This is a genomic window from Wolbachia endosymbiont of Cardiocondyla obscurior, from assembly GCF_902713635.1.
Lineage (GTDB): Bacteria > Pseudomonadota > Alphaproteobacteria > Rickettsiales > Anaplasmataceae > Wolbachia > Wolbachia pipientis.
In genome coordinates, this window is sequence record NZ_CACTIU010000025.1 from 1 (window position 1) to 15,133 (window position 15,133).

11 protein-coding genes and 1 pseudogene are annotated in these 15,133 nt (G+C 35.4%); 5 read left to right on the forward strand and 7 right to left on the reverse strand.

What is annotated here, in order from left to right:
• Window positions 1-158 precede the first annotated feature (158 nt).
• On the forward strand, window positions 159-359 hold the full coding sequence (locus WOCAOBSORBRA_RS02730) for a hypothetical protein (RefSeq protein WP_174515873.1): 201 nt from the start codon (window positions 159-161) through the stop codon (window positions 357-359).
• Window positions 360-392: 33 nt separating this feature from the next.
• Window positions 393-2,192, forward strand: coding sequence for a succinate dehydrogenase flavoprotein subunit (sdhA, locus tag WOCAOBSORBRA_RS02735; protein ID WP_151807886.1), 1,800 nt, complete (start codon window positions 393-395; stop codon window positions 2,190-2,192).
• On the opposite strand, the gene WOCAOBSORBRA_RS02740 is transcribed toward sdhA, so the two are convergent.
• The 5 genes from WOCAOBSORBRA_RS02740 to ychF form a co-directional block, all read right to left on the reverse strand.
• Window positions 2,164-4,488 carry an ankyrin repeat domain-containing protein gene (locus tag WOCAOBSORBRA_RS02740; protein WP_174515874.1) on the reverse strand — a complete coding sequence of 775 codons (2,325 nt, stop codon included), beginning with the start codon at window positions 4,486-4,488 and terminating at the stop codon, window positions 2,164-2,166. The two genes, sdhA and WOCAOBSORBRA_RS02740, sit on opposite strands and share 29 nt — an antisense overlap.
• A gap of 286 nt (window positions 4,489-4,774) precedes the next feature.
• Window positions 4,775-5,380: a guanylate kinase gene (gmk, locus tag WOCAOBSORBRA_RS02745; protein WP_012673128.1), complete on the reverse strand. Its 606-nt coding sequence runs from the start codon at window positions 5,378-5,380 to the stop codon at window positions 4,775-4,777.
• Complete coding sequence (locus WOCAOBSORBRA_RS02750; protein ID WP_174515875.1) at window positions 5,364-7,169, reverse strand: pentapeptide repeat-containing protein; 1,806 nt, start codon at window positions 7,167-7,169, stop codon at window positions 5,364-5,366. The genes gmk and WOCAOBSORBRA_RS02750 overlap by 17 nt, the downstream gene beginning before the upstream one ends.
• Window positions 7,162-8,346 (reverse strand): ankyrin repeat domain-containing protein, encoded by a 1,185-nt coding sequence (locus WOCAOBSORBRA_RS02755; RefSeq protein ID WP_174515876.1) that lies wholly within the window; start codon window positions 8,344-8,346, stop codon window positions 7,162-7,164. The genes WOCAOBSORBRA_RS02750 and WOCAOBSORBRA_RS02755 overlap by 8 nt, the downstream gene beginning before the upstream one ends.
• Window positions 8,347-8,811: 465 nt before the next feature.
• The gene (gene ychF, locus WOCAOBSORBRA_RS02760) at window positions 8,812-9,906 is read right to left on the reverse strand and encodes a redox-regulated ATPase YchF (RefSeq protein ID WP_174515877.1); all 1,095 of its coding nucleotides are present in this window, start codon (window positions 9,904-9,906) and stop codon (window positions 8,812-8,814) included.
• A 117-nt stretch (window positions 9,907-10,023) separates the two neighbouring features.
• Here ychF and WOCAOBSORBRA_RS02765 point away from each other — a divergent pair, with 117 nt between their 5' ends.
• Together WOCAOBSORBRA_RS02765 and WOCAOBSORBRA_RS02770 are read left to right on the forward strand one after the other, a co-directional pair.
• Window positions 10,024-10,968 (forward strand): OTU domain-containing protein, encoded by a 945-nt coding sequence (locus WOCAOBSORBRA_RS02765; RefSeq protein ID WP_174515878.1) that lies wholly within the window; start codon window positions 10,024-10,026, stop codon window positions 10,966-10,968.
• Between the two features lie 87 nt (window positions 10,969-11,055).
• Window positions 11,056-12,231, forward strand: coding sequence for a CCA tRNA nucleotidyltransferase (locus WOCAOBSORBRA_RS02770; RefSeq protein ID WP_174515879.1), 1,176 nt, complete (start codon window positions 11,056-11,058; stop codon window positions 12,229-12,231).
• Here WOCAOBSORBRA_RS02770 and WOCAOBSORBRA_RS02775 read toward each other — a convergent pair.
• Entirely contained in the window at window positions 12,215-13,939 is a 1,725-nt protein-coding gene (locus tag WOCAOBSORBRA_RS02775; RefSeq protein ID WP_174515880.1) for a hypothetical protein, read from the reverse strand. The two genes, WOCAOBSORBRA_RS02770 and WOCAOBSORBRA_RS02775, sit on opposite strands and share 17 nt — an antisense overlap.
• A 127-nt stretch (window positions 13,940-14,066) precedes the next feature.
• Window positions 14,067-14,600, reverse strand: a complete 534-nt coding sequence (locus WOCAOBSORBRA_RS02780) for an HK97 family phage prohead protease (protein WP_174515881.1) — start codon at window positions 14,598-14,600, stop codon at window positions 14,067-14,069.
• A gap of 234 nt (window positions 14,601-14,834) precedes the next feature.
• Here WOCAOBSORBRA_RS02780 and WOCAOBSORBRA_RS06645 point away from each other — a divergent pair.
• Window positions 14,835-14,933: pseudogene (locus WOCAOBSORBRA_RS06645) on the forward strand (WPE palindromic element domain-containing protein); the annotation flags it as partial.
• Between the last annotated feature and the right edge of the window lie 200 nt (window positions 14,934-15,133).

Sequence of the window (15,133 nt, forward strand, 5' to 3'; positions counted from 1 at the left end):
TCAAGCGTTTAAAACATAAAAAACGCCAATATTTTAAAGCGGATAATAACCACGGGGCTTCTTTTGCCTTTTTTTTCGTTTGGTAAATTTCTTAATATTTATAGCTAAACGACAATCGTCATCCCGCTGCTTGTTAGCGGGATCTAGAGATACCGCGAATGAATCGCGGTATGACGGTTCGTGGCGGTATGACGGTTCGCGGCGGCATGACAATAAGCTCGTCATCCCGCTACGTGTTAGTGGCTGAGATACTGCGGCGGTATGACGTAGGATTGCTGTCATCCCGCTACTTGTTAGCGCCGCGGCGGCATGACGTCTTAACTATAGAAAACTTGTATAGATTTTTTCTACTTCTGTGATATCATAAGCCTGTAATGATAAAATAAGTAAATATGGATAAGTCAGCGTATGAGATCATAGAACATGAGTATGACGTGGTAGTAGTAGGTGCAGGTGGAGCAGGGCTCAGAGCAACGCTTGGGATGGCTGCAACTAATTTTTCAGTTGCCTGCATTTCTAAAATTTTCCCTACACGAAGTCATACAGTTGCAGCACAAGGCGGAATTAGTGCAGCTTTAGGTAATATCGGTGAAGACGATTGGCGCTGGCATGCATATGACACAATAAAAGGTTCAGACTGGCTTGGTGATCAAGATGCAATAGAATATATGTGTAAAAACGCTGCTAAAGCTGTTATTGAACTTGAAAATTTTGGCGTACCTTTTTCTCGTACAGAAGATGGCAAAATATACCAGCGTTCCTTTGGTGGAATGACAACTCACTTTGGTAAAGGAAAATCAGCGCAGCGCACTTGTGCGGCAGCAGATAAGACTGGGCACGCAATCCTTCACACTCTATATCAGCAGTGTCTTAAATTCAACGCTGAATTTTTTGTTGAATACTTTGTGATTGATTTAATTATGGATAGCGAAACATGCTGCGGAGTTCTTGCTTGGTCGCTATGCGACGGCACATTACATAGATTTCGTGCGCATAGAGTGGTGTTAGCAACAGGTGGATATGGACGTGTTTATTTCTCTGCAACAAGTGCGCATACCTGCACAGGTGATGGTAATGGCATGGTAGTAAGGGCTGGATTACCACTTGAAGATATGGAATTTGTACAATTTCATCCAACAGGAATATATGGCTCAGGGTGCCTGATGACAGAAGGATGCCGTGGTGAAGGGGGGTACCTCGTTAATTCTCAGGGCGAGAAGTTTATGGAACGTTACGCACCAAAAGCAAGAGATTTAGCTTCCCGTGATGTGGTAAGTCGCGCAATAACAATTGAAATTAGAGAGGGAAGGGGGGTTGGACCAAAAAAAGATCATATGTATTTAACTATAGCGCATCTTGATCCGGAAGTAATAAAACTCAGATTGCCGGGCATCAGCGAAACCGCAAGAACTTTTGCTGGAGTTGATGTCACTAAAGATCCAATACCGGTCATTCCGACTGTTCACTATAACATGGGTGGCATTCCAACCAATTATTATGGAGAAGTGATCACGCTGAAGCAAGGTAAGGAAGAAGTGGTAGATGGACTATTTGCAATTGGAGAAGCTGCATGTGTTTCTGTGCACGGTGCAAATCGACTTGGTTCTAACTCGCTTCTTGATCTTGTGGTTTTTGGTAGAGCTGCAGCGCTCAGAGCAAGAGAGAAACTAAAATCCGGTACACCACATAAAAAATTGCATTCAGACTGCACAGACTGGATAGTAGATAGATTTAATAAAATGCGATTTGCCTCCGGTGGGCTAAAAGTAGCAAAAATACGCAGCGAAATGCAGAACACTATGCAAAAGTACGCATCAGTGTTCCGTGTTGCTGAAGTTTTAGAAGAAGGCAAAAAAGCTATAAAAAAGGTAGCAAAAATGATGCCTGATATTTCACTTGAGGATCGCAGTATGATGTGGAATAGTGATTTAGTTGAAGCACTGGAGCTTGCTAACATGATCCCACAAGCGGTTATTACCATGGAATGCGCAGCTAATCGCGAGGAAAGCAGAGGTGCCCATGCTCGTGAAGACTTTCCTGAACGTGATGACAAAAACTGGATGAAGCACACTATAGCGTGGCTTGAAGAAAAGAAAGGGCAAATTAACGTAAAAATTGATTATAAAAAAGTGGCTGAAAAAACTCTGAGCGGTGAGATTGATTTCATAGCGCCAGAGAAGAGGGTTTACTAGTTACACTATCCCTACACAATTTTTCAACGAGTTTTATTGATATGGTACTCATTTTAGTGTCTGGAGGACTCTCAGTATGCTCTGATTGATTTGATGATTTTTGCACCTCTTGCTCTTCTAAATCGTTGGACTTATTTTCTATATCTTTAACAGAGTTATTGCATTGTGTATCATTTTTTGGTGCGTTATCTTGAAGTGTAAGTTGCTTTTCTTCAGTAAACTTTCCTTTAATTTTTCCAAATCCTTCATAAATATTTTCTAAATTCAAGTAAATAAGATAACAAACTCCAATAACTGCTATAATAGATGAGGCAGTTGCAATTGTAATAATTCCTTGAGAAGCACTGAATATTGCTGCACAGGCTAAAGCAGCAAATACAAGCGTTGTCACTGCTTTACAAGCAACATTATTGATGTACTTCACAATATCGCGTGCTTTTAACTTCCTGCCAAAGTTGCACTTCAGTTCAGTTCTCATATCATCTGGAATAAGCGCTCTACCCATTGATTTCTCTATTCCTTTTATAGTTTTATAATACTCTTTGCTCCATAATCTTTCGGGTAGTATTAACTGCTTTGGGTCAACACCATTTTGCAATAATTTTACACAGAACTTGATCGTGTTATCACGGCTCTTAGGATTGACCAAATTATGTTTATCTTTTGTCGTCTTAGTAATTAGCGCTACTTGTAGTGGTGTGCGTTCTTTTTCGTTAGCGGCGTTTGCAGCTTTACTAAATTTCTCTTTTTCCACCGAATTTAAAATCAACTCTAAACATGTAACTTTTTGTTCTCCTTTGAATGAAGCAATATAGTGCAGAGCATTTTTTTCATCTTTATCTTGCACAGTAATATCTGCACCATTTTTTAGCAATAGTTCTAGGGTTTCATACCTTTTAGTTTTTTCAAATTTCTTAAGTGATCGGTTCTCACTCTTCTCTTGTATGCGCTGGAGTATCTGATGGAGCGGTGTTTGCCCTTCCTTGTTAGTAGTATTTACAGCATCATCTTTATTTGAAATCAACTCTAAACATGTAACTTTTTGTTCTCCTTTTAGTAAAGCAATATAGTGCAGAGCATTTTTTTCATCTTTATCTTGCACAGTAATATCTGCACCGTTTTGTAAAAATAACTCTAAGGCTTTATATCTATTTGTTTTTTCAAATTTTCTATCTGTACATGATCGATCCTCATTCTTTTCTTTTATATGCTGAAGCAACTGATGAAGAGGTGTTTGCTCTTTCCCGTTAACAGCATTTATAGCCTTACTAAATTCATCCTTACCTAAAGTCAACTTCAAACATGTAACTTTTTGTTCTCCTTTGAATGAAGCAATATAGTGCAGAGCATTTTTTTCATCTTTATCTTGCACAGTAATATCTGCACCGTTTTGTAAAAATAACTCTAAGGCTTTATACCTGCCAGTATCCTTAAATTCTTTTTTTACTACATTTTTTATTTTATCTTTCAATGAAGGCTCTTTACTCTTTTCTTGTATGCGCTGGAGTAGTTGATAGAGCGGTGTTTGCCCTTCTTTGTTTTTATCATTTACAGCTTTTATAAATTGCTCTTTTTGACCTGCTTTTAGCAATATATTGAGAAGTTCAAGTTTTTGTTTTGTTTCAGGTTTAACAATCAAGTGTAAAATATTATTTCCTTTTTCATCTTTTATGCTGCTAATATCCGTACAATCTTTTAGATATTTTCTAAATTTCCTGTTATTTCCATTTTTGATCGCTTTTAGTAATTGAACATTATTATGCGTTGTTCCGTTGCTTTTCTCTACTTCTTGATCTTCATTTGCTGTATTAGGGTTACTGATTGAATGTTTCTCATAATCATCACCAGCATCGCTACTGTAGTCACTTTCAATTCCACTGTCCCTACGATCATTTTGGTTACAATATTTGCTATTATAAGTAATTTCTGAAATTGCTTGCTTTACTCGCTCTTTTGTTTCATTTGATATTTTTTTCGATCGTTCTATTGCTTTATCTAGCACTGGAAGGAAGCATTGGACATAATACCTATAATATTTCTCTTGTTCTCTAAGTGATTCTTCTAATTTAGTTAATACTTCAGGACTAGCATCTTTCTCAAATAACCTTTTACACTTCTTGAGGGTTCCATCTTGACCTCTTGGTTTTTCACGCTTGTGTTCTTCTTTTTTTACCTTTCTCTCTATAATGCCATACAATTGCTCGTCTTTTCTATCCTGCTCTTGCTTTTTATTTTTATCTATGCATTCACCTAATTTATCTGCATTAGTAGTTAGTGCAGTTATATCTATACCCATACTAAAACCTCAATATTAAAAGCTATTTAAGTTGTCAGCACTAAACTAACAACCAAGAAGTTTGACTTTTAAATTGAGCTAAACGTTGTATATGTATAGGTGGAAAGGCAGAAAACTAGTTTCTATTAGAAAATCTGTTATCATAGTCAAATCCTCACTTGAACAGTTGCTACTATTTTAACCATTTAATCTTAAAAAATAATAAATATAGCTAAACTGTGAAATGTGCTATTGGCTAAAATAGGATAAGAAACTATAGCTGCAAATATCCAAATTGATGTTTTTATCAGTCTTCCAGACTTGGTTTTTCTTTTAGTTTTTTAAGTCTTTCTTTATTTAGTATGGAGCTTATCTCTTCTACACTTTTATCAATATCATCATTGATTATTACATAATCATATTTATCACGTTTGCTTATCTCTTTTTGAGCTTCGGCTAATCTGCGCTCTATTTCGCTTGCATCATCACTATTACGCTTTTGCAAACGCAACCTAAGCTCTTCCATTGAAGGGGGAAGTATAAAAACACTTACAACTTTTTTTCTCATGAGCTTGAATAAGTGAAATGCTCCTTGCCAGTCTATGCTGAGTAAAACGCTTATTCCATTGCTTAAGTTTTGCTCTATAAAATTTCTTGGTATACCATAAAAATTCTCAAAAACTTTGGCGTATTCAAGCATTTGGCCAGCTTTGCATAACTCGTGAAATTTTTCTTCGGTAACGAAAAAATAGTCTTTTCCATTTATTTCGCCGGGGCGAGGCTTGCGCGTAGTCATAGAAACAGACCTAACTAAATTAGTTGATCGCTCAAGTAATTTTGCTGATATAGTAGTTTTTCCAGCTCCAGAAGGGGAGGATAGAACCAATAATACGCCCTCACTTTTTACGGTCATTTTTCTTTGCATTTTTTAACATGGTGCTTTTTGGATCAGAGTTTAAAAAGCTAGAACCTTCTAAATTAGAATTTGATAAGTTGGTGCCAATGAGAGAAGAGTTATCAAAGACAGTATAGCGCAAATCGGTCTTTTCAAAATTTGCCTTATTCAAATTAACGTTTACAAACTTTGCTCTACTCAATGTTGAATTAGAAAAATCGGCATTTTCTAAATTCATATTCTTAAATTCAAAGTAAGAATAATTTACATTAAATTTTTCACCCTGTGATATTTTCTCTTGCAAATCTTTAATCGAAGTTATAGCATTTTCTGAACCTGCAAGTTTTTTCTGTCCTTTATTGTCAATCAAAATTGAATTATCAAATTTGCAACCTGTTAAGTGAGCATCAACAACTGAACTTTTATATATGCTTGAAGAGAGAAAAGACATATCACTAATTGTTGAATTACTCAAATTGCTAAGAAAAAAGCTAGTTTTCCTAAAGGCATTAGCGTGAAGCAAAGAAGATCTGAAATCGCTTTCAATAAAATTTGAATTAGTTACTTTTAAATTGGACCAACTCGAATTATCAGCTAATAAATTAAAGAATATTGAATTTTCTATTTCACTGGAATCAATATTATGGCGAGAAAGTGTACTGTTATAAACTTGAGAGTCTTGGATTTTTATCTTATACATTGAAGTTGTAGAAAGGTCTGAATCTTCTATCTTCGCAGAGGTGAATAGTGAATGGTCAAAAAATGAGCCATTCATGTTAGAATTTGCAACTTTAGTATTATGAAACTTTCCGTGACGAATGTCAGCATTAGAGACATTAACTTGATGCAGTTCACTAAAACTAAAATCAATATTGGATAAATCAGCATCATGAAGATTTGCTTCAGAAACATATGCATGTTTTATCTTGGAACCATTTAGTATAGATTGAACAAAACTTGAATTATCGTCATTCACATAGGAAATTTGTGTGTTGCTTAAATTAGCCTCGTCGAAGTTACTGTTAATTATGATAGAAGAATTAAGGCAGGCATCGGAAAGATTGCTACCTGTAAAGTCTGATTCTTTTAACTCTGCACCATATATGTTAGCATTTTTTAATGAAGAAAATTGTATCTTTAATTTATATGCATCCACTCCAAAGAAACTTGCATTATCAAGGTTGTTTTTCTGCATAACAGTATCGTTTATTTCACTATCACTAAAATTTACGTGGCTAACATTCGAGTTTGATAAGTTGGAGAAATTCATTTTCACATTCGAGAAATTAGTATGCAAACCAATTACGTTGTGCATACTTACTTTTTTGAGATCGGAACTGATAAAATCAGCATAACTAACATTAGACTGATCAAATACGATATCTGTTAAGTTTGCAGAAACAAATTTTGTAAAACTCAAATTTGTACCTTTTATTTTAATGCCATGTAAATTAGCATTGGAGAAATTAGCACCACGTAAATCAACATCAATGAAAGACACGTCGGATAAATCGGTGTTAGAAAAATCAGCACCAATCAGACTTACTCCATCAAAAACAGATTTACTTAGGTACAGTTGGTTAAAATTAGCTCCATTTAAGTTAGAACCAAAACCTTTCTTAAAATCTTCTGGCACGCCCTCTTTGTGGCACTGCACCAAAAATTCAGCAAAGTCTTTTTTACTGTAAGATACGTATTTTGCATCACGCAGAGCATTTAAAAAATCACTAATCTGATTTTTTTCATCATTTATTTCGTTTCCATAACATAAATGACCAACTAAAATTAATATCAAAAATCTAATCATCTTGCTTATCGCACTGTATTTCTTTCGTTTTCACAGCCCAATCGTACATTGCTGAGCTTTCTTTATTGTCTATTTTTCTATCCTCCAAAAGATGTGGCATCATTTCGGCAATCGCATTTATTATATTGATCTGCTTTTTTTCGATTGCTATATCAATTGGGGATTGAAAATTATTGTTAACTACTCTAAGATCAGCACCTTGTAATAAGAGAAAGCGCACTATGTCTACCTCACCTTGTTTAACTGAATAAATGAGAGGAGTATCACCCAATTTATTTCTAAACCTTAGTATCTCTTGAATTGTTAATCCAATTTTTTCTAGCTTACTTATTACTCCTCTTAAGCAAGTTAAGTTGTTCTTCTTAATGCAGTAAAAAAATTGCTTACTGTAATCATCAATAAACACAGTTGTAGGAAGATGCTCATTAAGGCTATCATATTGTCGTTTATATATTGACTTGCTTTGTATGTCTTTATGACCCCATTCTTTTATTGGTTCTCTGTTTAGCTTTGTCCATTTTTGTAAATTTTTCTTTTCACTTTCATCTTTTTTAGTTATAGGTTTTACTCTATTGCGGTCCTTGGAATTACTGTTTGTTTCTTTCACTTTTTTTTCTTCAAACTGACTCTCTACTTTTTCTTTTTTTTCCTCTAATAATTGACTCGCATCACTTTTTGAAAGTTCATTATCTTTTATATCAATCTTCTGATCAGCTTGTAGATTTTTTTGCGGATTAGCTGTATTCTCATTTAAATCAGCACTTAAAGGCAAAGGCTCTGGTTTCAAATCTTTATTCACTTCTTTATTGGCCACATTTGGTAAATTTTGAGCAAATTTGTCTGTGCTTCCTTCTAGCTGGTCATTTGGCAAATCTTTATCAATCCTTTCACCTTCACTTATAGTTTTTTCAACCACGAAAGCTTTGTTCTCGTTGTGTTGCAGTTTCTCTTTATCGGTAGTGCCGTCTAATCTTTTGCTCTCAGCCTCTTGTGTTTGTTTAGCATCGACGTTGCTTTTCAACTCATCTTTTTGATTTGTGCTATCTTGCTTCCTTACACCTACATTTTCGTTTTTATGAACTGATTCAATTTTCTTTTCTTCAAGCTGCTCTACGGCAAACAGGATGGGTGATCCGAATACGACAGCTAATAATATAAAATATAAAATATTCTTCATAAATATCCCAAGCATAAGCTTAATTAAAATGATACTATAATCAAATGATTAATCTACAGTAAAAAATGCCTTAGGATTTAATTTATAAAAAAACAATAGATTTTTTGTATCTGTTCAGGGGCATCGCAAATATTGAAGCAAAGTGGTCATGTACGAACATTGTGATTTGAATCCGCTAGGGAGGATGTCATCCCAGTGCCCTGACTACTTGGATCCAGGAATTTTGATTAGAGATTAAGTTGGTGAGTATAAAAGTAGCTAACCTTATGTTAAAACACAATATTTTTGGTGAGGGGTTGTATTAAAAGCTGGATTCCAGACTGGAATGACACCGTCATAAAGGAACCAGTGTCAGCTACTTGCATGACACCCTGACAACCGTCATCCCGCTACTTGTTAGCGGGATCTATGCTCAGAGATACCGCGAATGAATCGCGGTATGACGTAGGACTGCTCCCCAGAAAGCTACACATTAAACCTAAAGTGCATTATATCACCATCTTGCACGATGTAATCTCTGCCTTCAAAGCGAATTTTTCCTGCGTCTTTACAAGCCGGTTCACTTCCATACTTTATGTAGTCTGCAAAGCTTATTGTCTCTGCTTTTATAAAGCCTTTCTCAAAATCAGTGTGGATTACACCTGCTGCTTTATCGGCTGTTGACCCTATTTTTACTGGCCATGCCCGTGCTTCTTTGGGGCCCACAGTAAAGAAAGTTATCATACTCAGCACTTCATACATAATACGCGCTACTCCATCAAGCCCTGATTCTTGTAAGCCAAATTCTGATAAAAAACTCTGTTTTTCCTCTTCACTATCAAGATTTGCAATATCTGCTTCGAGTTTTGCTGAAATGCAATAAAATTTGCTTTTATTTTCCTCTGCCATTCTCTCTACCTTTTTAGATAATTCATTGCCAGTTATAACATTTGTATCTTCAACATTGCAAACGTACATAACGGGCTTTGTTGTCAGCAATTGAAGCAACTTCATCTCATCTCCATCGATATTCTCCAAACTTCTTGCAGGTCTACCTGATTTTAAAGTAGCCAGTACCTCTTGCATTAATTCAAGTTGTCTCTTTAGCTCTTTATCACCTTGCTTTGCTTTCTTTTCCAATTGAGGAAGCCTTTTTTCTATGCTATCAATATCAGCTAGGATTAATTCCATTTCTACCACTTCAACATCTGATATTGGATCTATTTTACTGTGTACATGGCTGATATCGTCATCCGTAAAGCACCTGAGCAGATGAACGATGGCATCAACTTCTCTGATATGGCTTAAAAATTTATTGCCGAGCCCTTCGCCTTTACTCGCACCCTTTACCAGACCTGCAATATCTACAACTTCTAATTGGTTGTAGATTACCTTCTCTGAGCCTGCAATTGCTGCGATTTGTTTCAAACGTTGATCTTTTATCGAAATCTTGCCTATATTTGGCTCGATTGTGCAAAAAGGATAATTTGCAGCTTCGGCTGCACTTGACTCTGTAAGCGCATTAAATAAGGTTGATTTTCCTATGTTTGGTAACCCAACTATACCGCAGTTAAAACTCATATTTGCTATGTAAAATTATAACTATTGCATAATTTAAAAATTTCTGCTATACTTAATTAGTCGCTTATTGACAATTTTGTTGGTATAGTAATATATAGCTTAAATTAAGGTAAAACTATGACTACAGCTAAGAAACGGAAACTACCAAGTGACTTTCATGATGTTGAGGTTGGAATAAAAAGGCCCAGGATCTCAGGGCAAGAAATAACTCTTTTAAATAGTAACCCTTACCCTGACAATTTCTATGTAGGACAAGCAATTGGTAATGGAAGCTGTTTTTTTGACTCGTTCAGGCAAAGTCTAGAACAACAGACAGGAGAGCAAGTTACTGCCGAAAAATTAAGAAATGATTGTAGGGAATTTGCGCAAAAGAATCCACCAAAGTGGTTTACAAATGCAATTGTCAATAGTCATGATAACAATGGCCAGCACCGTAGTGAAACTGTAGATGATTATACAGCAGACATTATGCGTAACAGTAGGTGGGGTGATCCTGACGTTGAAGGCAGAATACTTTGTGAAAAGTATAAGGTAAAGCTACATGTTATAGAGAACCAGACTGTTGATAACCAAGATCTGTCTTTGCATGAATTAATAGACAATTCAGGTTCAAAAAGTGCAGGTGAATACAATAAAGTTGATTATGATGATAGTAGTATTGTGCATATAATAAACAAAGGCGGATTGCATTTCGAACCATTGCTTGATAGAAATAAAAGTTTAGCAAAACAACTGCAAGAGGAAACCAAACTTAAACAAGAGCAAGAACAAGAAGATTTCCTATTAGCAAAAAAACTGCAGCTAGACGAGATCTTAGAATATTGTAACCTTTCAAAGGATATCTCTGAGAGAGCAGAGGTTGAAAAGGGATTTGATAAGTTATTGGCAGAAAATGCTGATGGAAAAATTGGTGATGTTGTAGGGCAGTGCGTTAGTGATATAAAGCAGCGCATAGAGCGCTCTGAGAAGCAAAACCCTTCAAGCTCACCAAGATGTAGTATGGAGGAATCAAGAACAGAAAAAACATTTCATCAACAACAAATATCACAATTGGAAGTGTAAAATAAATCTTCATAGCCCTGTATATTTTTATATAGGGCTTTTGCAAGCATTTCATATAATATGAACTTGCAGTACGTACTAACCTAAATGCAAGTTGACCATGAGACTAGTTTAATTATTGATGCCATAGAGGAATTTGGTGGTGAGGCTAGGCTTGTCGGCGGGTGTGTGAGAGACTCAATTTTGCAGCGTGATGTCCACGACATCGATTTAGCTACTAATTTGCTTCCCAATCAAACGATTAAAGCGCTAAAACTCCGTAATATTAAAACTATTCCAACTGGCTTAAAACATGGAACTATCACTGCGGTTCTAAATCAAAGATCTTTTGAGATCACAACACTAAGGCATGATGTGAAATGTGATGGTAGGCATGCAAAAGTAGAATTTACCAATAATTGGCAAGCGGATGCTTCAAGGCGCGACTTTACATTTAATGCTCTGTATGCAGATAAGCATGGCCATATATATGACTACTTTGGTGGTATAGAGGACTTAAAAGCGCGAAGGTTAAACTTTATAGGCAACGCTGAAGATAGAATTAAAGAAGACTATCTACGTATTCTAAGAGCTTTTCGTTTTCATGCAAAAATATGTGTCGGAGATTTGAGTGATGAAATACTAAGCGTATGCAAAAAGCATTCGCATATGATCCAAAACCTCTCTGGAGAGAGAATAAGAGATGAAATACTTAAATTGCTGGAGTGCAATGATCCTTTTCCAACACTTAAGAGCATGCAAGAATCTGATGTTTTGCAAAAGATTATCCCAAAAGAAGTAAAATGCGAAATTCTGTCTTCGCCACTTCTTTTGGGCACTGATGCACTAGTAAAATTAGCGTTACTCCTTAGGGCTACTAAAAAAAATGACAGGTTAAGTCTTGGAGAATATGTAAGCAAATTTTTACGTCTTTCGAACAAGCAAAAGAAAAAGCTGCTATTTTTACTATCCAACGATATCAAAACAGAACTCTCAGAAAAAGAGCAAAAAAAATACATATCTTTATTTGGTAGAGAATTATATTGTGATTTAGTGAAAATTTGTGGTGTTGAGTCTGGAGAAAATGTTGATGAATACATTTCATTTGCTAACACATTCAATATTCCAAAATTTCCTTTATCTGGCGATGATTTAATAAGTATAGGTCACCAGCCAGGAAAAAGTTTAGGTAGAAACTTGGAATTGCTAAAACAACATTGGGAAGATAGCTCCTACACTTTAACAAAAGAGGAGCTGGTGCTTTATGCTAAGAGCCTATTCTAACTGCTTTCTGACTGTTCAATGAATGTATGCTTGCAATATTAGGGGAACTCATAGAGGAATTAGGTATATGTTCTTTTTTAGCTTTTTCTGTTAATTGATATTCGTTTACTCCTCCTTGAGTTTGATTACACATTCCCTGATCTGGAGATAAAAATTTATCTCTTATGCTTAATGCCAGTTGTAACTCTTGAATCTTATTTGAAAAACATTTCATTTTAGCCTCTGTTAATTTTCCTGTAACAATTTCTTTAAGCAATTCTCCTGAGTCGTTATTATTATTATTCTTGCTATTAAAGCTGTGCAAGATAGAGTCTACAATCTTATTTACCCCTTCTTGTTTGTTAAATTCTAATTTTTTTACGCATTTTCTAACAGAAGGTGACAACTTGGCTTTTAACGTGTCATCTCGTAGTTCTTTACCCATATTTTTTCCAATGTTACAATGTTCGTTGACAACTTCTTTAACCTTAGCTTCTATGATCTCCCTTGCGGATTGTTTCAAATTACTTTCTAATAATTCAAGCAGCTTACTGCTTTCAAATTTGCCATCATCTTGATTTGATAGAGACTTTATAGTTTCATTAAGCACGTTATGGCAAAAGTGTTTCTTTTCAAATTCAGAAAAACTTTTTTTCAACTCTTTATTTTTATCAGATAAAAATTTATCGCAATTCTCATTCCCACGAAGCTTAGATAAACCCTTTGGAATTTTTGACTTCATAGAACCAGTAGTTGATTTTGCAGTAGATACTGTACTCACTGTATCTGGCGCTTTAGTTTTTGTTTGCCCTTGTGTATCTTTCTCTGTTAACTTCCCATTTTGTTGTTCATCTTTAGCTGGTGAACTTTCAATTTGTTGATTTTTTAATGTCAGATTTTCATCAAGTGTTTTTGTACGCTCTCCAATAGAAAATATTGCAACATTTCTTGCTCTTTCTAATTTTGCATTCAGATGTTCAACTTGCTCTTGTAACTCTTCTTTTTTTTTCTTCGATTTTTCTTTCCTGACTTCTTCCACCCTTTCAAAAAGCTCGTTTATTTTATTGGTAAATTCTGCTCTGAATTCAGTTAATTCTCTTCCCTGGCACCCTATCATCTCACATTCTGCCTTCAACTTTACTAAAAACTCTTTCTCTTGTTTATCTGTAACTTCTACCAATTCTCTATAACTCTTTTTAAGTCTTATGATTATAGATTGCAATTCTCTATTTTCCTTTTTTAACGAGCTATTTTTTGATTGTAAGTCCGCTTTAAGCCTTATGATTATAGATCGCAATTCTTCAATTTTCACTTCCAATAAGCCATTTTTTGATTGTAAGTCTTCAACCTGCTGTGCTTGATCACTATTTTTATCCGTTGTTTCGACGTATTCGGTCTGCATTGCTATATCGTGAAATGTTACTTTATTAGTTTGAACCTCTCCATCCTTACTTATTACTCCACTTTGGCTCTCTCTTACTGCTACTTCAGGTTTTAAGTCAACTTGAACACTTCCATCTATTGTCTTAAAAGCATCAGTTTGAACTTCATTGTTTGCAGTAGTTTTATCGTAGTACAAAATATTTTCTGCCCATCTGTTCCATCTCTTGGGCAATATTCGTCCAATCGTTTTTAGAAACAACCAAGCAAATACAGTAGACCAACTGTATTTTTTTTCCTTTCGTTTAACATTAATTTCATAATTAGCCGTATTATTAATATTTGGCATAAAATTACCTTGTTTTTTAACTTTAATTTACAGAAAATTTTAACAGTGATAAAGTTATATATATTAGTATAATAAATACTAACACAGGTGTCAAATTATGGTAAAGTCTTTGCCCGCCTAATACACTTTAAGCAGAAATGTACATGTCTGCAAGTACAGCATTTGCTTTTTCTATCGCTCTTGCTAACACTTCCTGTTCATTGTTCTGATTTTTCACATTGATTACCTGAGCAGCCAAGTTTGCAGGAAAAGTGACCAAACTGACTTCCCATAATTCCACTTGTTTTAACACTCTAGCTCCACTTTTATGATCAACATCATACTCTATAGGTATATAGCCGATGGAAAGTCCGTTAATTGCCCCAGTTTTGAGCATCAAATACACTTCTTCTGCTTTCTGAATACCCAAAAGTAAATGTGCAATTATATATAGACCAACATCATTTTCGTAAATATCTATGATACTACCTATAGGTTCGTCAGGATTATGCTGCCAAAGGAGTTTTATTTTATTTCTGTTTAAATTTTCCTTAAATGCTCCAGGCAATATCAGATCATTTTGTTTATCAACTATATTAAAAACGCTAGCATAACCAGAAAATACACCGTTTTCTCCTATGCTTTTTATTGACAATGGTGAATAGAGAAATTTCTTATTCATAAAGCCTCCTGTAGTATTGGGAATTTTGTTTCGCAATGCACTGCGATATAATTCTATTATATGCAGTGCTCTAAAAGGGGGAAGCACTTTTCTTAGTTACTAAAAACGCTAAATTGTAATATGGTACAATGTTACAACGATGTCATGAAAGTAGCTGAAACTGGTTCCTTTATGACGGCAGTACCTTCTCCTGTCATCCGAGTAGCCTCCTTTTTTTGTCATCCCAGTGCTTGACACTGGGATCCAGAAGACTTAATTTCAACCAAGTGGCTGCATAATAAAGGCTGGATTCCAGTGTCAAGCACTGGAATGACACCCTACTTAACCGTCATACCGCCGCGGTATCTCTTAACATAGATCCCTTACTTAACCGTCATACCTTAACATAGATCCCGCTAACACGTAGCGGGATACTATCTACACCGTCATACCGCGATTCATTCGCGGTATCTCAGCCGCTAACAAGAGATCCCGCTAACAAGCAGCGGGATGACGGTTGTCGTTTAGCCATAAACATTAAGGAATTTACCAAA

What these genes read in the sequence shown, in the direction of transcription:
- WOCAOBSORBRA_RS02730 (WP_174515873.1), top strand. Translation starts at nt 159, where the DNA reads ATGAATCGCGGTATGACGGTTCGTGGCGGTATGACGGTTCGCGGCGGC.
- sdhA (WP_151807886.1), top strand. Translation starts at nt 393, where the DNA reads ATGGATAAGTCAGCGTATGAGATCATAGAACATGAGTATGACGTGGTA.
- WOCAOBSORBRA_RS02740 (WP_174515874.1), bottom strand. Translation starts at nt 4,488, where the DNA reads ATGGGTATAGATATAACTGCACTAACTACTAATGCAGATAAATTAGGT.
- gmk (WP_012673128.1), bottom strand. Translation starts at nt 5,380, where the DNA reads ATGACCGTAAAAAGTGAGGGCGTATTATTGGTTCTATCCTCCCCTTCT.
- WOCAOBSORBRA_RS02750 (WP_174515875.1), bottom strand. Translation starts at nt 7,169, where the DNA reads ATGATTAGATTTTTGATATTAATTTTAGTTGGTCATTTATGTTATGGA.
- WOCAOBSORBRA_RS02755 (WP_174515876.1), bottom strand. Translation starts at nt 8,346, where the DNA reads ATGAAGAATATTTTATATTTTATATTATTAGCTGTCGTATTCGGATCA.
- ychF (WP_174515877.1), bottom strand. Translation starts at nt 9,906, where the DNA reads ATGAGTTTTAACTGCGGTATAGTTGGGTTACCAAACATAGGAAAATCA.
- WOCAOBSORBRA_RS02765 (WP_174515878.1), top strand. Translation starts at nt 10,024, where the DNA reads ATGACTACAGCTAAGAAACGGAAACTACCAAGTGACTTTCATGATGTT.
- WOCAOBSORBRA_RS02770 (WP_174515879.1), top strand. Translation starts at nt 11,056, where the DNA reads ATGCAAGTTGACCATGAGACTAGTTTAATTATTGATGCCATAGAGGAA.
- WOCAOBSORBRA_RS02775 (WP_174515880.1), bottom strand. Translation starts at nt 13,939, where the DNA reads ATGCCAAATATTAATAATACGGCTAATTATGAAATTAATGTTAAACGA.
- WOCAOBSORBRA_RS02780 (WP_174515881.1), bottom strand. Translation starts at nt 14,600, where the DNA reads ATGAATAAGAAATTTCTCTATTCACCATTGTCAATAAAAAGCATAGGA.